Source organism: Novosphingobium sp. BL-S-33 (assembly GCF_056857025.1).
This window is the reverse complement of the sequence record NZ_CM166475.1, coordinates 930,017-947,689: the sequence shown is the minus strand read 5'-3', so window position 1 is coordinate 947,689 and position 17,673 is coordinate 930,017. Positions and strand designations below refer to the sequence as shown.

The following is a 17,673-nucleotide window of genomic DNA, read 5'->3' as shown; positions in this document are numbered from 1 at the left end:
GCGCGTGCGAAGCGCCCCGCCGGTCATGCGCGTCCTCATGCATTCGCCCGATCAAGCGCTGCGATCAAGGCCTCCGCAATGGGGTGATCCGAGCTGGGGTTCTGCCCGGTAATCAACTCGCGGTCGACGACGACGTGGGGCGCAAAGTCGATGTCGGTCACGATGACCTCGCCGCCGGCATCGTGCAGCGCCTGCGGCATGTCGAAGTACATCTTGGCGTGGAGGATCTGCTCCTCGACATATTTCTCCTCCGATGCGGAGAAGATCGTCATCCGATAGCCGGCATAGGGCCAGTCGGCCGCGATGTCCTTGGCCTTGGCGTCATCACCGGCAATCAGTGCGGCGCGGAAGGCCGGGGCATTCTGCATCGCCGAGACGAGGGTGATCGGGCCGTGGCAGAGCAGCGCGGTCGGCTTGGCGGCGGCATGAAAATGGCGCAGGATCGCGCCGGCATCGGCATCCTGCATCAGATCGACGACGGGCGCCTGACCGCCGGGCACGAACACGCCGGCAAACTGGTCAAGGCCATCGTCGATGATCGCGCGCAGGGTGCTGACCTGGTTCATCGACGGATCGTTCGCATAGAATGCCTTCGCGCGTTCGTAGGCGGCAACATCGTTCCCGAAATGCGCCGGTGCATCGGACGCGGGATCGATGGTTGGCTTGGCGCCGGTCGGCGTCGCCAGCACGACCTCGTAACCGGCCGCAATCAGCGCCATCGCGGGCACGACGGTTTCATTGAGATATTGTCCGGTCGGACCAAAACCGCCCTGAACTTCGATCTGCGTGGCATTGGAGCCGAGCACGAGCACTTTACCCTTGGTCATCTGAACCTCCTTCGGATCGCAGTCGGGCGGTGATCCGCCGACAACCGGAAAATGGCCTATGAGCACTCATTCCAGAACTTTATTTCTTGGATTTAAGATATATCGATGAGATAATATCTGATGCGGTACGATCTCAACCTGTTGCCCATATTCGTCGCACTGATGGAGGAGCGCAGCGTCACCCGTGCCGCCGAGCGACTGGGCATGACCCAGCCCGCACTCTCCAACGCGCTCGGGCGGCTGCGCCTGATGTTACAGGACCAGCTCTTCGTGCGCGAGCGCTACGGCATCCAGCCAACCCCGATTGCGCTCGAACTGGCGCCGGGGATCGCGGATGCGCTCGCGCGGCTTGACGACGCGGTACTTGGCCAGCAGGATTTCGATCCTGCGAGTGCCGAGCGGCTCTTCACCATCGCCCCGAACGGCTATGTGGAGTTCGCGCTGATGCCCGCCATCGTCGCGAAGCTGGCCGCGGAAGCGCCGGGCATCAGGCTGCGTCTCACGCCCTACGGCAACGACCTGACCGAGACCGGCGTGGTTTCCGGAACGACGGCGATGGTGGTGGGGCGCATTGTCGATCCGCCGGACAATCTGGTGGTGCAGCACCTCATGGACGAGCACCTGGAATGCGTGCTGCGCGCCGACCATCCCGAGATCGGCGACACCATCTCGCGCGAGCAGTTCGAACGCCTGCGCCACGTCAATGTCATGCCGCCGGGCCGCATCCGTGCCGGCGTGTTTCAGGCGCTGGCGCAGCAGCAGCTGAAGCGCGATGTGGCCATCTCCGTCACCAATTTCTTCGCGGTGGCCGAGATGGTTGCCGTTACCGACTATTGCACCACATTGCCTCGGCTGATCTGCCGCCGGCTTGAACATGATCCCCGGCTGAAGGTGCTTCCGGCCCCGACCGATCTCGGCACTTTCCCGGTCGAGATGGCGTGGCATGTGCGCTACCGCCACGATCCCGCGCATCGCTGGCTGCGTGCGCTGGTTGCGGATGTCGTGCGGCAGGTGGGCGCCTGAACCGGACCAGTTCAGGCGATCATTGCAATTCTGCGTCCGGACCGTGCGCGATAAATTCGTCGGACAACTCGCTTATGCGACCGAGGATCGTCGCTTCCATCTTGCGGTTGAACGAGCCCAGATAGCGCAATCGGCGCAGCGTTTCGCCTTCCGATATCCCGCGCGCGCGTTCTTCGATCAGTCGCCCCAGATCGCCCATCAACGCGGCCTGCGCGGCGATAAAACCCGAATAGGAAGTGGAGGCGCCGTAGCGGATGCGCTTGCTGCCGGGCTCGCTGTGACGACGGGCGAGGCCGAACTGCTCAAGCGCGCGGGCCGCGACACTGGCGCTGCTCTTGGCCATGCCGAGCGTCGCCGTGACCGCGTCCAGCGACGCCGGCTCGTCGCAGAGCAGCAGGTAGGCATAGAGGTGGGCCACGCTCGGCTGCATCCCCCATGGCACCAGCAAGGCCGCGAGGTCCTCGACGAAGCGGCGCTGATCCCGCGAGAGTTCGGTCTTTGACATATTCGGCATTTACCGAATATAGATGCCAGACAGACTCGTGGCAAGGCGAAGCGAGCGATCATCGAATGGGAGCAGGATATGCTTGAAGCCATATCTATCATTGCCAATGCCGAGGCCTCGGTGGGCATTGCCGACAGCGACCGAGGCGTCCGGGAAAATCTCCAGCGTCTTGTCGCATCGCTCCAAGCCAATTTCCCCATGTCGGCCGAAGGCGAGGCCAAAGTCCGTGCCATGCTGCTGCGCGATTCCGTCAACCGGCTGGAGAGCCTGAAATGGGTGCGCGACTATCCGGAAATCGCCGAGGAAGTGATCGAGGCGCCGCTGTTCCTCATGGGCCTGCCGCGATCGGGCACGACCTATTTCCAATATCTGTTCGACCGCGATCCTCGTTTTCGCCTGATCCGCACGTGGGAATCGAGCATGCCTTCGCCGCCGCCGGGGTTCAATCCGGCCTCGGTGGAGAAACGACGCGCGGCATGGCGGGAACTGCAAAAGGCCCATGGCCGGCCGGAGGCCTTTGCCGCGCTGCATCTCTACGATGATGGCGGTTCCGACGAATGTCATGCCTTCCTGGAACAAAGCTATGGCGCGGCGGGATTGCACAATCTCTATCGCGTGCCCGACTATTTCGACTGGCTGATGGACGGGCTCGATCTGGTCGAGACCTATCGCGTTCACAAACGCCAGCTTCAGTGCCTGCAATGGCGTTCCGAAGCCCGGCCATGGGCGCTGAAGTACCCGAACCATGTCATCGCCATGGACGCGATACTGGCAGTCTATCCGGATGCGCGCTTCGTGATGACGCATCGCGACCCGGCGCAAGTGGTCGCCTCCATCGCCAAGATGAGCTGGAACTTGCGCTCCAGTCGCGCGGCGGCGCCTGTCGACAGGCAGGAGGTCGGCCGCGACATGCTGCACTTTATCGAGCGGCATATCGACCGGATCATGAAGTTCGACCGGGGACCGCATGGCGACCGGGTCGTGCATGTCGATTACTATGCGCTGATTGCGGACCCGGTGGCGGAAATGCGCCGCATCCATGCCGGTCTTGGCATCGACACGCCCGACGATGTCGCCAAGGCGGTAAGGGACTGGCACGCCGCCAATCCCAAGAACGCGCGCGGCGCCAACGACTATAGCCTCGCGCAATATGGCCTGGACGCCGACGACGTCCGGTCGCGTTTCGATGGCTATGTCGGCCGCTTCGCCATTCCGGGCGAGAGCGAGGGCCTGGCCCGCATCGGCGCGGCGGCATGAGCATGGGCTGGGAAACGCTGAACGCGGCGGTCGAGGATGCTCGAGCCCTGATCGCGGCAGAGGCGCCCGACGCCGAAGTCGCCGCCGAGGGTGAGGCCTATGTCACGCGGATGGTGGCGGCCGGACTGGGCGGCGCGTTGCTCGGACATCTGTTCAGGGAAGGGGGACTGACGCGCGCGCTGCCGGTCCATGGCGGGCCCAATCCCGACTATATCATGCTCCACAGCGGGATCGATGCGGCCGGTCGTTACCGCATCGAAGGGCGACTGAACGGGTCGGAACGCGTCGGCATCGGCGTCTATACGATCGGGCCGAACGGAGCGCCTTTGATCGCCGGCTATACTGCCTTCGATAGCGGGAACTGCACCGCAGATGGAGCTTTCGCCCTGACTTTGGCAGCCGATGCCGGTGGTTCAGGCGGTCTCGCCATTCCGCTCGGCGCGCGGATCCTGATGGTGCGCATCCTGCACCGCGGCACCAGCGATCCCGCCCATATCACTCTGACCGGCGGTCACGCCGCCGCCGGGCTGACGCTTATGGGGGGCAGCAATGACGGCGCGCTGGTCCATGTCGCGAAGTTGCTCCGCGCGAATGTGCGCGAATATCTGAAATGGATGGCCGCGGCGCGCGATCTGCCCAACCGCCTCGACAGCGCGCCGCCCGCGCTTGCGGAAACGGTGCAAGGCGATGCCGATACCCGGTATCTCCTGGGCGGATTCGATCTGGCCGAAGGTGAATGGCTGGAGGTCGTGATGCCGCCCGGCATCTCCGGCTATTGGTCGCTCCATGGTTACAATTTCTGGTACGAGCATCTCCAGACGCCGGGTGTTCATGACGGCAATGCCGTTCCCGACGACGACGGCCATGTTCGCATCGCGGTCGGTCCCGCCGTACCCGCAGGGGCAAGCAATCGCATCGATACGGTGGGCCGCCGCAAGGGGGCATTCGTGTGCAGGATTGTCGGAAATCTCGGCTCAATTGGCCTGCCGGAAACGCGGCTGCATCGCTCGGACGGCACCGTCTTGCCGTGAAAAGGGGCCGCCGATTGTTGTTCGAAGGCTCCCCATTGAAACCCGCAGGTCCGCGTTCTGTAAGAGCTCCGCTTACAGTTGCGTCAGGTCGATTGTCCCGTTGCGATCGAGCCAGTTGTCCGCCGGCGGCAGGGGATACTTCAAGCCGGACGCGCAATTGAATAGGATGGTGCGTTCCTCGGCGTCCACGATCCCGTCGCGGACGGCCTGATTGTATGCAGCCAGCACCGCGCCGCCTTCCGGACAGAGCAGCAATCCGTCCTTCCGCGCCGCATCGTCAACCGCTGCGAGGATGGCCGGATCGCCGACGGCCAATGCCCGGCCGCCCGACTCCCGCACCGCACGCAGGATCAGGAAATCGCCGACTGCCTTGGGCACGCGGATACCTGCCGCAACGGTTGCCGCGTCTTCCCAGCGTTCGGCAAATTCCACGCCGGCATCGAATGCGCGAACGATCGGTGCGCAACCTGCCGCCTGCACCGCATACATGCGCGGCCGCTTGGAGCCGATCCATCCAAGGCGCTCCAGCTCGTCGAAGGCTTTCCACATACCGATCAGCCCGGTGCCGCCGCCGGTGGGGTAGAAGATCGCATCCGGCAGTTCCCATTCGAGCTGGGCGGCGAGTTCGAGGCCCATCGTCTTCTTGCCCTCGATGCGATAGGGCTCCTTCAGCGTCGAGAAATCGAACCAGAGCCCTTCGGCGGCACCCTTGCCGACGATCGCGCCGCACTCATCGATCTGGCCGTTCACGCGCCATACCCGCGCGCCCTGCTGGGCGATTTCGCGGACGTTCACTTCGGGCGTTTCCTCGGGGCAGAGCACGACCGTTTCGATGCCGCAGCGAGAGGCGTAGGCGGCCAGCGCCGCGCCGGCATTGCCGTTCGTGGGCATCGCGATGCGCGTCACGCCCAGTTCGCGCGCCATCGTCACGGCCATGACCAGACCGCGTGCCTTGAACGAGCCGGTCGGCAGTCGCCCCTCATCCTTGACGAGGACATTGCGCCCGCCCGAGTGCGGGATCGGTATGAGCGGCGTCTCGATCTCGCCCAGAGAAACGATGCTTTGCGTCTTGCGTACGGGAAGCAGCTCGCGCCAGCGCCACAAGTCGGTTTCGCGTGCCTCGATCGTCTGGCGCTGGATCGACTGCTTCAGCCCGTCCAGATCGTAGCGCACGAGCAGCGGCCGCCCGGCCCGCGACAGGCCGTGAAGCTGGTCTGCCTCATAGCGCTCGCCCGTGAGCGAGCATTCCAGATGGGTGACGAAAGTCTGGCGGTCTTCGTTCAGATTGTGGTTCACAAAGCGATTGGGGTTCATAAGGCCTCGATGTGGAACGCTGGCACGCGCGGCCGCCGAAGTCGGTAACGCGACGGCAGTGAGCGGCGGTGAAAGCGGGAGAATAAAGGGAGTTCGTCAGGCGGCAACTAGGGATTGACCGCCTGGTTCTTGACACTGATGCAATCGAGCACGCCGTTGAACAGGAACTTGAAAGTGGCGAACGGCTGGCCATTTCCTGCCTGGTCGGGGCGGCTTCCGCGTGAGCCTCAACCCGCCCGCAGATGCCGACCGAGATCGCGGCGCGCCCACATATTCAAAAGCGATATGGTGATCTTCAACTGCACGCGCGCGGTTTCATTCGTCGTGAAGATCGGGTCGTAGCGGTCGGCGGCGGCTCCGGGATCGGGGACTTCGCGCAGGATGGCCGGCGGGGCGGTCGTCATATGCAGTGCCGACATCATCACGTGCATTTCCAGATGCCGCGTCAGCTCGCTTTGATCGAGAATGGGGCCTCCGGCGCGCGCATATTCGGCGATGAACAGCGCCAGCAATTCGTCAAGATACCGATCGTGCGTTTCGGGTTCGGCGGCGCCGATGCAGCCCCAGATCGATGACGCCACGGACATCTGCCCGACGCTGCCCCAATCGATCAGGCCGGAGCGGAGCGCGCCACCCGGCTCCCGCCAGAACCACGCGTTGTCGATGTTCGCGTTCATGTGGCAGAGCGCGATCATATCGGGCTGCGAATAGAGGAACCGCCAGATGTCCTCCTGCTGCTCGGCCGCCAGCAGCGCGTCGGCGCAGAAGCCGTTGAGGAACGCGCGATCGGCGATGTGTGGCGGCACAAGATGCGGATATTGTAGCATGAACTCCGCCAGCCGGTTGATCCGCTTGGCAAGCAGCGGCGCCTCGAAGCGGGGCCTGCGCGCGATCAGCATGTCCAGATCGAGCGGGAAATGGCGCGCCACGGCGTCGCCAAGCCGGCCCGATTTGTGCGAGCCTGACAGCCGCGCCAGATTGGCGACCAGCGCGCTGTAATGCGCGAGCGGCTCGAGCAGGATCTGGTCCATGCATTTGGGATAATGCGGCTCGACGGCACCCTGGCCGTAAGGAATGCGCTCGGTGATGATGATCCCGGTGAGCGTCTCCTGCTGGATGTCCGCATAGAAGCATTTCGGGACGGTGACCGGGAAATCCGGATCTCGGGACAAGTTCGCGAGCCGCACTTCCGGCGGCATGTGGTGGCGGCCGCTGTCGCGTACCTTGTCCTGAAAATTGCGTGAGAACTTCACGAACAGATCGCGCGGCAGGTCCGCGGCGTCATGTTCATAAACCACCGACAGAAGCGCCTTGATACCGGTCCCGCCCAGCATCCACTCGTCGAGGCGCGTGATATCCGTAACGCTGTTATCCTTGCCGAGCACACCGCTTGCGCGGAAGGCTCGCGTCAGAAATGCGGGCCCACCGGATTTCAGCGCTTCAGGGTGTGCGGGAAAGTCCAGGCCGAAGATATCGCCCCGCGTCCAGTCCATGATGGTCATCTCGGTCATGGAACAGGGCTAGCGCGGGATGCGACGTGCGCGCAAGCGAGGCCGCTCCGAAATCATGCTGTCTGGCGCCGCATCAGATAGACATCCATGATCCAGCCGTTCCGCTGCCGCAAGCGAGGTTTGGCGTCGGCGATTGCGGGCCCGGCCTCGCTTAGCGGACCGGATATCAGCGCCTCGTTCGCCATGCCCAGATAGGCCCCCCACCAGATCTGGATGTCCCGATCCGCCAGAGCCTCGAACGCGCAGCCCTGGTCCAGCATGACCACCAGCGTCTCGGCGCCCTCCGGCCAGCCATGCGCGCGCAGAAACCGCCCCGTGGTGATGGTTACCGGCCGGGCGAGTCCATTCAGTGGGATCCGGTGTGCGGCGGTCAGCGCCTGAATGCTGGTGATGCCCGGTACCACCTGGACGGCGATCTCCAGTCCGCCCAGCCGCAGCCGCTCCGCGATGCGCAGCGTGCTGTCGTAGAGCGACGGATCCCCCCAGACGAGCAGCGCCAGCTTGCCGCCATGGGGGAGGTGCACGGCGATCTGCTGCATCCACGCATCGGCAATCGCGTCGTGCCATGCGTTGACCGCATCCACATAGTCGCCGCCACTATCGCGTGTGGGCAGATCGAATTCGGCCATGCGCGTCTGTCCGGTCAGGACGGCGTCGCAGATGCTCTTGCGCAAGTCGAGCAGGTCGGACTTGTCGCTGCCCTTGCGCGGTAGCAGGATCAGGTCGGCCTCGTTCATCGCCCGTGCCGCCTGCCGGGTCAGGTGGTCGGGATTGCCGGTGCCGATGCCGATAAGGCTCAATTCGATCATGGGCGGCGCGGCCTTATTCGCTCGAATTCGCGTATTGCGAGTCCGCGTTTTGCGGCCGGAAGCGGCGATCGTAACCTTTCGCGTACAGGCTGCTTTCGCCGAAACCCTCGGCATCGAGGACGCGGCCCACGAGGATGATCGCGGTGCGTTCCATGCTCCCGGCCACCGCCGCGCCGATCGTACCGAGCGTGGCCTGTACGATCCGCTGGTCCGGCCAGCTTGCCCGCCAGACCACGGCAACTGGGCAGTCGGCGCCGTAAAACGGGGTGAGGTCTCTCGTCACCTGGTCGAGGTTGTGGATCGAGAGGTGGATGGCGAGCGTCGCGCCGGTGGCAGCGAAATTGGCGAGGCTTTCCGCTGGAGGCATCGTGCTCGCCCGGCCCGGCGTGCGGGTCAGCACCAGCGACTGCGCCAGCGCCGGCAGCGTCAGTTCCGTTTCAAGGGCAGCAGCAGCAGCGGCGAAGGCCGGCACACCGGGAGTCACCGTGAAAGGAATATCCAGCGCGCGAAGCCGGCGCAGTTGCTCCCCCATTGCGGACCACACCGACAAGTCGCCCGAATGCAGCCGCGCCACGTCGTGTCCGGCCGCATGGGCGGCGGATATCTCCGCAACGATGGCATCGAGGTCCATGGAGGCGGTGTTGACGATCCGCGCGCCTGGCGGGCAGTGGCCGAGCACGGCCTGCGGGATCAGCGATCCGGCATAGAGGCACACCGGGCTCGCGGCGATCAGGTCTCGGCCGCGCAGGGTGAGAAGATCGGGTGCACCGGGCCCGGCACCGATGAAGTGAACTGTCATAGCAATGCTCCTTGGGCGATGGCGCAGGTCGCCATGCGATCGCGTGAAATCTGGCGCCGGGTGAGGAGGCGGGGCTGACGCGCCCGCAACGCGGCAAGCGCGCAGGCCTCCGCCACACTGCCAAGGCCTCGGGCCACCTGTGAGGCCGCGGAGGCGGTCATCGTGTGCACGCCCGCAAGGTGCTCGGGAGTGATGGCAATCACCGGTAGGGACAACAGGTTCGCCAGTTCGGCCAGCCCGTCGGCTTTGTCGGCAAGGGTGGCCAAGTGCGTAACCGGCGGCGCATGTTCGCGCGCCAACTGGAACGCCGAGCACAGCGCGAGGACATTCGCCCCGGATCGGAAACCGAAACCGGCAACGATCACAGCGTCACGCTCCACTGAACGACCGGATAGCGCGACCGCCAGCCCCGCCGACTGCCAAGCGGCACGGCATCAGCGAGTTCGATGCGCACCAGATCGCCGCCCCGCCGCCCGTGCCATTCTGCCAGCAGGGCTTCGGATTCGAGCGTCACCGCATTGGCCACGAGCCGCGTTCCGGCGGGCAGGCGCGCCGACAGGGTTTCGAGCAGCGGCCCTGACAATCCGCCGCCGATGAACACGGCGGAAGGCGGCGGACCTTGCGGAAGCGTCTCCGGGGCGCGGCCAAGGACGAGTTGCAGCCGGTCGACACCAAGCGCGAGCGCGTTGGCCTTTGCCCGCTCGGCGCGCAGGATGTCTGCTTCTACGGCGATGGCCTGGTTGGCCGGATGGGCCAGCAGCCATTCGATCGACACCGATCCCGATCCCGCGCCGATATCCCACAGAATTTCCCCCGGTCTGGGGGCCAGCGCGGCCAGTGTAAGCGCGCGCAGGGGGCTCTTGGTGATCTGGCCGTCATGGTCGAACAGAGCGTCGGGCAGGCCGCTGGTGGAGGGCATGGCGCTGGCCTCTCCGCGAACCTCGATGCCCACCGCTACCGGGTGAGCGATGTCGGTGAAGTCCCAGTTTTCGGCCTGTCCGGTCCGAACCCGTTCGCGCGGGCCGCCAAGAGCTTCCAGAGCATGAATGGTGGAGGCCCCGAAGCCGAGATCGGCCAGATAGGCGGCGAGCCGCACCACCGCCGCGCCATCGCGCAGCAAGACCAAAACGCGCCCGCCGGACGCCAGATGCGGCCGCAGCCGTTGCAGCGGCGCCGCGTGAAGGCCAAGGCAAGGCGTGCTTTCGATCGCCCACCCGAGCCGCGCGGCGGCCAGCCCGAATGTGGACGGCGCGGGATGCGCTGCCCATTCGCCCGGCTGGAGATGGCGCGTCACGCTGGTTCCCGCGCCGAACCAGAATGGATCGCCCGAGGCCAGCATCACGACCTTGCGCCCCCGATGGGCGAGCAGTTGCTCCACGCCGTCGGCGAACGGCACTGGCCATTCGATGCAGGCAGCGTTAGGCGCACCGAGCAGGGCAAGATGGCGGGCCGCGCCCATCACGAGGTCGGCTTGGTTCAGCGCGGTCCGGCTCGCCGCGCAAAGCCCGTCGATGCCATCTTCGCCGATGCCGACGATGGTCAACCAAGGGGACGAGTTCATGTCAGCCAAGCCGAACGTCCTCCTGCTGGGCGGCACGACCGAGGCGAACACGCTCGCGCGCGCACTGGCCGAGCATGACATTGACGCCACCTACAGCTACGCGGGCCGCACCGATTGCCCGCGACCGCAGCCGATTGCCGTACGCGTCGGCGGGTTCGGCGGCGTGGAGGGGCTGGCGGCCTATCTGCGCCGGAATGGCATCACCCATCTTGTCGACGCCACGCATCCTTTCGCGGCGACCATGAGCGCCAACGCAGTGACGGCGGCCGCTCTCACAGGTGTCGCCCATGCCGCCTTCACCCGCCCTGCGTGGCAGCCCGAAATTGCGGACCGCTGGACTCGCGTGGCGGATATCGCAGCGGCCGTCGATGCCCTTGCCGGACCGCCCCGACGGGTGATGCTGGCGCTCGGCCGGATGCACGTCGACGCTTTCGCCGACCGGCCGCAACATCACTACCTGCTGCGCTTCGTTGATGCGCCGGATTCGCCGCCGAAGCTGCCCGACTTCAGCCTCGTGGTGGACCGGGGTCCGTTTGGCGTCGAGGCGGACCTCGAGTTGTTGCGGCACCATGCCATCGACCTCGTCGTCTGCAAGAATGCGGGGGGTACCGGCGCCAGCGCAAAGCTGATCGCGGCGGGGCAATTGGGCCTGCCGGTACTGATGATCGACCGCCCGGTCCTGCCGCACAGGCTCGAATTGCACGGGTCGCAGGATGTCCTTCGGTGGCTCGGTCACGAGGCATCCTCCGGCACTGAGCGCGGGGTGTAGAGGATCGGCGCGCCGGGTCGTTCGATGATCCGGGTGCGGCTGGATCCGACGATGACCATCGTGCGCATATCCGCCATTTCCGCCCGCGCCTCGCGAAGCGGGACGATCCGGAGGACTTCTTCCGGCGTGGACACCGCGCGGGCGAAGAGGACCAGCCGGTCATCTCCGCAGGCTTCGCGCAGAACCGTAAGCGCCTTGGCGAACCCCTCCGGCCGCGCGCGTGAGCGGGGATTGTAGAACGCCATCGCAAAGTCGGCCTCGGCCGCGAGCCGCAGCCTTTTCTCGATCACCTGCCAGGGCTTGAGGTTGTCGGACAGATTGATCGCGCAGAAATCATGACCGAGCGGCGCTCCGGCGCGGGCTGCTGCCGCCAGCATCGCGGTGATGCCGGGCAGCACCCGGATATCGAGTTTGCGCCAGTGCGCCGGGCCGTCCTCCAGCGCCTCGAACACGGCGGCAGCCATCGCGAAGACTCCCGGATCGCCCGAGGACGCGACCAGCACCCGGCGACCCTGCGCGGCAAGGTCCAGCGCCACGGCCGCCCGCTCAAGCTCCACGCGGTTGTCGGATGGGTGAAGCACCAGCCCGTCCCGGGGCGCAACCCGCGCCACATAGGGACCGTAGCCCACTACATCGGTCGCCTCGGCCAGCGCCTGCGTGACTTCAGGCGTGACGAGCGCCTCGTCCCCTGGCCCAAGGCCCGCGACCGCGATCCATCCGCTCACGGTCTGCGTCCCTGACCGTGGATGAGCAGGATCGAGAAATAGGGCGCGACGTTCTCGGCATCGACAAGCCGCGTCACCCGCTGCTCGGGCATGGCCGCATATTCGACCAGCCACGCCGCATCCTCGCGTCCGGCGGCAGCCACCGCGCGGCGCAGCTTCGGCAGATTGCGGCCGATCTTCATCACCACTAGCGCATCGGTATCGTGGATACGGCGCGCCAATTCCGCTTCGGGCAGCGTCGCCATCGCGACGGTCAGCACATCGTCTCCCCACGTGATCGGCAGCCCGGTCGCGTTCCAGGCGCCAGCCATGCCGGTGATGCCAGGCACAACTTCCACCGGCACCCGCCCGGAGAGCCGGCTGTGCAGGTGCATGAACGAGCCGTAGAAAAACGGATCCCCCTCGCAAAGCACGACGACGTCCTCGCCGCCGCTCGCAGCCTCCGCCAGCCGTTCCGTGCAATCGGCATAGAAAGCCTGAAGGCAGGCATTGTAAGCGGGATCGTCGAGCGGAATTTCGGTTGTGACCGGGTATTCCATCGCGATTTCGACCGCATCGGTCCGCAGCAGGCTGTCGACGGTGCTCCGCGCGCGGCCCGCGCGTCCTTTCTTGCGGAAATAGGCGATTTGCCGCGTGCCGCGCACGAGCCGGTCGGCACGCACGCTCAGCAGGTCCGCCGCACCGGGACCGAGGCCGACGCCGTGGATGGTTCCTGACGCGCTCATTCCGCGCGGCTCGCCAGTGCGTTGACGGCCGCCACGGTAATGGCGCTCCCACCAAGCCGTCCCTCGACGATGCAGCAGGGAACCGGCGCGGTCAGCCACAAAGCATGCTTGGACTCGGCCGCGCCGACGAAGCCCACCGGGCAACCGATGATGGCCGCCGGGCGAGGGCAGTCGGGGTCCTCAAGCATGTTGAGCAGGTGAAACAGCGCGGTCGGCGCATTGCCGATGGCGACGATCGCGCCGCCGAGATGCGGCCGCCACAGTTCCAGCGCGGCCGCCGAGCGGGTGTTGCCGATCCGGTGCGCAAGGTCCGGCACTTCGGCATCGCCGAGAGTGCAGATGACCCCGTTATAGGCCGGTAGACGCGCGCGGGTAATGCCTTCGGACACCATCCGTGCATCGCAGAGAACGGGCGCTCCCGCAGCCAGAGCCGCGCGCGCGGCGACTGCAAAGCCGGCGGAAAAGCGGATATGCGCTGCCAGTTCGACCATGCCCGCCGCGTGTATCATGCGGACGGCAACGGGCTCCTCCTCGGCGGAGAAGCGGGCAAGGTCGGCTTCCGCGCGGATGGTGGCAAAGGACTGGCGGTAGATCGCCGCGCCGTCCTTTTCATAATCGTAAGGCATCAAGCGACTCCAAAATGGGCGAGGAGGTCTGCGGCATTCAGACCCGAGCGAAGGGGCGGAGAACCGGCGCACGCGCTGAAGGAAAGGTCGTAGGCACCGTCACGCCCGGTCACGACCACGTCGGCGGCACCGGGATGGGCGCAGCCCTTGGTACAACCCGAAACATGCAAATGCCCGGAGACATGCGGCGCGAGGCGAGCGGCGAGCATCCGGGTTTCGACACTGGCTTGCGTACAGTCGGGCGCGCCGGGGCAGGCATCGACGCGCAGCAGCGAATGGAGGGGATCGATCGACAGGCCGTCGTGCTCGATCGGCCCAGGCCCCTCAGCCAGAAGGATGCGCCAGGGCGTCGTGCGAATGCCCGCCACGCCGGAGTCCTGCGCCAATCGCAGGAAGGCTTGCGCGCTCACGCGGCCGAAAGGCAGGCCATAGGCGGCGCCCATCGCGTGACGGCCGGGGACGGGCAGGGGCGCGGCGAGCCGGGGGGCGGCGGTTCCTTTCGCCCAGTCCGGCAAGGGTGCGGAATGGCGCGCCATGCGGCCCGCACTTGCACCGCCGCTTGCCATGAACCAGCGCGCCAGATCGATCAGTGCGGTGACTTCCCCGCCCGGCGCCAGTCCTATGCCGGTAGAGCGTCCATCGGCGCGCAGCAGGAGCATGCCGTCGCGCCCGCGCTCGATCCGGAAATCGCCGGGTTCGGCGGACAGCATCGGCACAGGTCCGGCGTCGATGACGAAACCGGCCTTGCCCGGTAGTACGGGCAATTCGTCGAGGCGCTCGTCCAGTTCGCGAGCGATGCGATGGGTATCCTCGCCGGGGCGCCATGCGGGCGAGACGAGGATATTGCGCCGGGCTTCGCGTGTTGCGTCCGCATCCACGAGGCCGGTCTCCAGCAACCGGTCGAGCAGGCGCGGCCATTCGGCCTCGCTCACACCGCGAATTTGCAGGTTCGCGCGGCGTGTAAGGTCAAGCGCACCCGACCCATGCGCGAGCGCCGCTTCGCCCAGAGCCACGGCCTGAGCGGGCATCAGGCGGCCGAGACGCGGCTTTACGCGGACCAGCAGCCCGTCTCCCGCCATCATCGGGCGCCAGGCATCGGGGCACCATCCCCTTACCGTGCCGCCGCTTCGATCCCCTTCCAGCGGACCCAAAATCGCTCTCCGCGCGCCGGGCGAACGAAGGCGGGGCATACCGACATGGCCGGCCGACGCGCGGCGATGGGCAGGCGCGAACTACGCCCACCACCACGCGACCGTGCAGCCCCAGCCACACAGCTTCGTCGCCCAGACGGAGAAGAACCGTGCCGTGACCATCCCCTGGGTCAGGGCAAGAGCGACCAGTGCGCCGGCAGGTCTCCTGGCTCGCGGGTCACAGCTTGATACACGCCTTCCCAGACCGGCAACGCGCCGGTCCAGTGGCTGCCCTTAAAAGGGCGTGTGCATCGCGCTATCCGCTTACAGTTGCAGGGACAGCCGCGGATTTGGGGGCTACACCCCCGCACCGCATTCCCGATTAAGCCCCTTCGGGGGCACCGGCACGATCATGTCCGGCAACAGGCACGCCTGTCACCTTGCCGCCGCTCTATCGAATTGGCTCTGCCAAGCCAATAGCCGATCCATAGTCGTCGCGAACGCGATCACGCGCTACGGCGAGGCTTCCAGCCCTGCGACCGCATCGCGGCTCCAGCCGCCGCCCATCGCCAGATAGAGCGATACCCGTGCCTGCAACGCCGCCGTCCGCGCCTGCACGAGGTTGAGTTCCACGTTGAGCAGGCCGCGCTGGGCAACCAGCTGTTCAAGATAGGGCGAATAGCCCTCGCGGCGGCGGTTGGTGGCAAGGCGCAGGCCTTCGGCGTCTGCCGTGCGCTGGGCGGCCAGGATGGTCATGAGTTCGTCCGCTTCCCGGGCCGAGCCAAGCGCGTCCTCCACCTCGCGAAAGGCGGTGAGCGCGGCCTTGCGGTAGGCCAGCGCGGCATTGTCCCGCTGGGCGGCGGCGCTTTCGGCCCCGGCGCGCAGCCGTCCGCCTTCGAAGATCGGCGCAAGGATGCTGCCACCCAGAGACCACACTCCGATCGGATCACCCACCAGCAGCGAGGACCATACCAAGGCGCCGGAGCCGGTGAGTTGAAGCTGCGGCAGGAAACGCTTGCGGGCAGCGGCGAGCGACTTGTCGGCGGCAGCCAGTTGCAGCTCGGCCTGCGCCACGTCCGGTCGGCGCGCCAAGAGCTGGGACGGCAGGCCTTCCGGGATCACCGGCTCTGTCAGCAGGGCGAGCGAAGTGGCGCGCGCGACGCCGCCGGGCACGTTCCCTGCGAGCAGGCGCAAGGCATTTTCCTGCCGCGCCGTGGCTTCGCGCAAGGAGGGGATCAGTTGGGCGGTGGCCTGATACTCGGCCTGTGCCTGCGCAAGGTCCAGACGCGGCGAATAGCCCGCGCCGACCCGGCGCTCTGCCAGTTGCAGTTCCCGGCGCCGCGCGTCCAGCGTCTGTTGGGCAATGGCAAGCTGCGCGTCGAGGCCGAGCAAGGCGATATAGCCGTTTGCCGCCGTCGCCGCGACCGAGAGGCGGATTGAATCCCGCGCTGCCTGGCTGGCCAGCCACCCCGCGCGCGCCGCTGCCTGCTGGTCTGCCAGACGCCCGAAAATGTCTGCTTCCCACGCCGCCTGCACGCCCGGCTGCGCGATCTGCTGCACCTCTGCGACCCCGAAGGCATCGATGCTGCGCGAATCCGATGCCGAGGCTGCCGCGTCGACCGTGGGCAGCAACTGCGCATGGGCCAGCCGTTCCTGCGCGCGCGCGTCGCGGATGCGGGCGGCGGCCTGCGCGATGTCGATGTTGCGCGCCAGAGCCGCTTCGACGAGTGCGGTAAGCTGCGGGTCGCCGAAGGCCTGCCACCATGCGCGGTCGAGCGGCGCAGTCGGCCCTGCGTCGGTTCGCCACTCTGCGGGCGCGACCACGGGCTCCACGGGCGCGAGGGCTACAGGCGGTCCCGCGCAACCGGCAGTCAGCGCCAGCAGGCTTGCGACGATGGCAAGGCGCCGCATCAATCCCTCGTCGACACGGTGATCTCCACCGACATGCCCGGCCGCAGCCGCTGCGTGAGGGCCTGCCCGGGATCGATCTTGATCCGCACCGGAATGCGCTGCGCCACTTTCACAAAGTTGCCGGTGGCGTTGTCCGCCCGGAGCACCGCGAATTCGGAGCCGGTGGCGGGCGCGATATCCTGCACATGGCCCGTCAGCCGCGCGCCGCCCAGCGCGTCCACGCGGAAATGGGCCCGCTGGCCCACGCGCATGTCCCGCGTCTGCGCCTCCTTGAAGTTGGCGATGATCCACATGTCGTCCGGCACCAGGAACATGAGCTGCGTGGCCGCCGAGACATAGGCGCCGTTACGCACGCCGATTTCCGAAAGGCGCCCGTCCACCGGCGCGCGGATCACCGAATTGTCGAGGTCTATCTGTGCCAGATGGAGCTGCGCCTGCGCCGCTTCCACCGCCGCCTGAAGACCGCCCCGGCCGACGATCACCGATCGCACGTCCTGACCGCCGATCGCGCGCGAGGCGCCGGCCTGTCGCACCGCCGCTTCTGCGGCGAGCAGGGTGGCCAATGTCTGGTCGCGCTCCCGCTCCGAGATCGAGCCGTCCGCCACCAGTGCATCGGCCCGCTTCATGTCGGCCCGCGCCCGAACGAGCTGCGCTTTGGCGCTGGCGATCCCGGCTTCCTGCCCCAGCAGCGCCGCCTCGCGCGAGCGCTGGCTCTGTTCGGAATTGGACAGCGCGGCGATCTGCCCGGCAAGGTTGGCCTTCGCCTGCTCGACCCGCGCCTGATAGATGCGCCGGTCGATCGTCGCCAGCACTTCTCCCGCCTTCACATGCTGGAAATCGCGCACCGGAACCGAGGTGACATAGCCGTTCACTTGCGGGCTGATGACCGTCACTTTGCCGCGAACATTGGCATTGTCGGTCCGCTGCGACCATCCCGCGAAGGGCGGCAGGTCCCAGGCATACAGGATGGAAAGCACGCCCAGCACCGCCAGCACGACGATCGCGGCCACCGTCCAGCGGCTCTTGACCGGGGGGCTCCAGCCCGCCGGGGGATTGATCTGGGTATCGACGCCGCTCGCGCCGTTCCCAGCAGTATCGGCCCCAGCCGTATCGCGTTCTCCACTGCCTTCCACGCCAGCCCTCTGCTTTC

Annotated in this window: 18 protein-coding genes and 1 riboswitch; of the genes, 4 read left to right on the top strand and 14 right to left on the bottom strand. The window is 66.7% G+C overall.

What is annotated here, in order from left to right; all coding sequences use genetic code 11:
• Positions 1–35 precede the first annotated feature (35 nt).
• Positions 36–827, bottom strand: coding sequence for a type 1 glutamine amidotransferase domain-containing protein (locus AC1VVM_RS20800; protein WP_482957303.1), 792 nt, complete (start codon positions 825–827; stop codon positions 36–38).
• A gap of 120 nt (positions 828–947) precedes the next feature.
• Between AC1VVM_RS20800 and AC1VVM_RS20795 the strand changes: the two genes are divergently transcribed.
• Positions 948–1,850 (top strand): LysR family transcriptional regulator, encoded by a 903-nt coding sequence (locus AC1VVM_RS20795; protein WP_482905647.1) that lies wholly within the window; start codon positions 948–950, stop codon positions 1,848–1,850.
• Positions 1,851–1,869: 19 nt separating this feature from the next.
• On the opposite strand, the gene AC1VVM_RS20790 is transcribed toward AC1VVM_RS20795, so the two are convergent.
• Positions 1,870–2,355, bottom strand: a complete 486-nt coding sequence (locus AC1VVM_RS20790; RefSeq protein ID WP_482905646.1) for a GbsR/MarR family transcriptional regulator — start codon at positions 2,353–2,355, stop codon at positions 1,870–1,872.
• Positions 2,356–2,433: 78 nt separating this feature from the next.
• Here AC1VVM_RS20790 and AC1VVM_RS20785 point away from each other — a divergent pair, with 78 nt between their 5' ends.
• Together AC1VVM_RS20785 and AC1VVM_RS20780 are read left to right on the top strand one after the other, a co-directional pair.
• Positions 2,434–3,612, top strand: a complete 1,179-nt coding sequence (locus AC1VVM_RS20785; protein WP_482957302.1) for a sulfotransferase family protein — start codon at positions 2,434–2,436, stop codon at positions 3,610–3,612.
• Positions 3,609–4,643, top strand: coding sequence for a hypothetical protein (locus AC1VVM_RS20780; protein WP_482905644.1), 1,035 nt, complete (start codon positions 3,609–3,611; stop codon positions 4,641–4,643). Before AC1VVM_RS20785 ends, AC1VVM_RS20780 begins: the two co-directional genes overlap by 4 nt.
• A gap of 72 nt (positions 4,644–4,715) precedes the next feature.
• Here AC1VVM_RS20780 and AC1VVM_RS20775 read toward each other — a convergent pair whose 3' ends face one another.
• The 6 genes from AC1VVM_RS20775 to cbiE all read right to left on the bottom strand — a co-directional run bounded on the left by AC1VVM_RS20775 (position 4,716) and on the right by cbiE (position 10,637).
• Entirely contained in the window at positions 4,716–5,957 is a 1,242-nt protein-coding gene (locus AC1VVM_RS20775) for a threonine synthase (RefSeq protein WP_482905643.1), read from the bottom strand.
• 227 nt (positions 5,958–6,184) lie between these two features.
• Positions 6,185–7,468 carry a hypothetical protein gene (locus AC1VVM_RS20770; protein ID WP_482905642.1) on the bottom strand — a complete coding sequence of 428 codons (1,284 nt, stop codon included), beginning with the start codon at positions 7,466–7,468 and terminating at the stop codon, positions 6,185–6,187.
• 53 nt (positions 7,469–7,521) lie between these two features.
• A complete protein-coding gene (cobF, locus tag AC1VVM_RS20765) occupies positions 7,522–8,277 on the bottom strand; it encodes a precorrin-6A synthase (deacetylating) (RefSeq protein ID WP_482905641.1) in 756 nt (251 codons plus the stop codon).
• A gap of 13 nt (positions 8,278–8,290) precedes the next feature.
• The gene (cobM, locus tag AC1VVM_RS20760; protein WP_482957301.1) at positions 8,291–9,076 is read right to left on the bottom strand and encodes a precorrin-4 C(11)-methyltransferase; all 786 of its coding nucleotides are present in this window, start codon (positions 9,074–9,076) and stop codon (positions 8,291–8,293) included.
• Positions 9,073–9,441 (bottom strand): cobalamin biosynthesis protein, encoded by a 369-nt coding sequence (locus AC1VVM_RS20755; protein WP_482905639.1) that lies wholly within the window; start codon positions 9,439–9,441, stop codon positions 9,073–9,075. Before AC1VVM_RS20755 ends, cobM begins: the two co-directional genes overlap by 4 nt.
• Complete coding sequence (gene cbiE / locus AC1VVM_RS20750; protein WP_482957300.1) at positions 9,438–10,637, bottom strand: precorrin-6y C5,15-methyltransferase (decarboxylating) subunit CbiE; 1,200 nt, start codon at positions 10,635–10,637, stop codon at positions 9,438–9,440. The genes AC1VVM_RS20755 and cbiE overlap by 4 nt, the downstream gene beginning before the upstream one ends.
• Here cbiE and AC1VVM_RS20745 point away from each other — a divergent pair.
• Complete coding sequence (locus AC1VVM_RS20745; protein ID WP_482957299.1) at positions 10,636–11,406, top strand: cobalt-precorrin-6A reductase; 771 nt, start codon at positions 10,636–10,638, stop codon at positions 11,404–11,406. The genes cbiE and AC1VVM_RS20745 overlap by 2 nt on opposite strands.
• Here AC1VVM_RS20745 and cobJ read toward each other — a convergent pair.
• The 6 genes from cobJ to AC1VVM_RS20715 all read right to left on the bottom strand — a co-directional run bounded on the left by cobJ (position 11,370) and on the right by AC1VVM_RS20715 (position 17,656).
• Positions 11,370–12,131 carry a precorrin-3B C(17)-methyltransferase gene (gene cobJ, locus AC1VVM_RS20740; protein WP_482957298.1) on the bottom strand — a complete coding sequence of 254 codons (762 nt, stop codon included), beginning with the start codon at positions 12,129–12,131 and terminating at the stop codon, positions 11,370–11,372. The two genes, AC1VVM_RS20745 and cobJ, sit on opposite strands and share 37 nt — an antisense overlap.
• A complete protein-coding gene (gene cobI / locus AC1VVM_RS20735; RefSeq protein WP_482957297.1) occupies positions 12,128–12,856 on the bottom strand; it encodes a precorrin-2 C(20)-methyltransferase in 729 nt (242 codons plus the stop codon). Before cobI ends, cobJ begins: the two co-directional genes overlap by 4 nt.
• Positions 12,853–13,482, bottom strand: a complete 630-nt coding sequence (locus tag AC1VVM_RS20730; protein ID WP_482905635.1) for a precorrin-8X methylmutase — start codon at positions 13,480–13,482, stop codon at positions 12,853–12,855. The genes cobI and AC1VVM_RS20730 overlap by 4 nt, the downstream gene beginning before the upstream one ends.
• Positions 13,482–14,633 (bottom strand): cobalamin biosynthesis protein CobG, encoded by a 1,152-nt coding sequence (locus AC1VVM_RS20725; RefSeq protein ID WP_482957296.1) that lies wholly within the window; start codon positions 14,631–14,633, stop codon positions 13,482–13,484. Before AC1VVM_RS20725 ends, AC1VVM_RS20730 begins: the two co-directional genes overlap by 1 nt.
• Positions 14,634–14,811: 178 nt before the next feature.
• Positions 14,812–15,033: riboswitch (cobalamin riboswitch) on the bottom strand.
• A 92-nt stretch (positions 15,034–15,125) separates the two neighbouring features.
• Complete coding sequence (locus AC1VVM_RS20720; protein WP_482957295.1) at positions 15,126–16,523, bottom strand: efflux transporter outer membrane subunit; 1,398 nt, start codon at positions 16,521–16,523, stop codon at positions 15,126–15,128.
• Positions 16,523–17,656 carry an HlyD family secretion protein gene (locus AC1VVM_RS20715; protein ID WP_482905632.1) on the bottom strand — a complete coding sequence of 378 codons (1,134 nt, stop codon included), beginning with the start codon at positions 17,654–17,656 and terminating at the stop codon, positions 16,523–16,525. Before AC1VVM_RS20715 ends, AC1VVM_RS20720 begins: the two co-directional genes overlap by 1 nt.
• Positions 17,657–17,673: the final 17 nt, after the last annotated feature.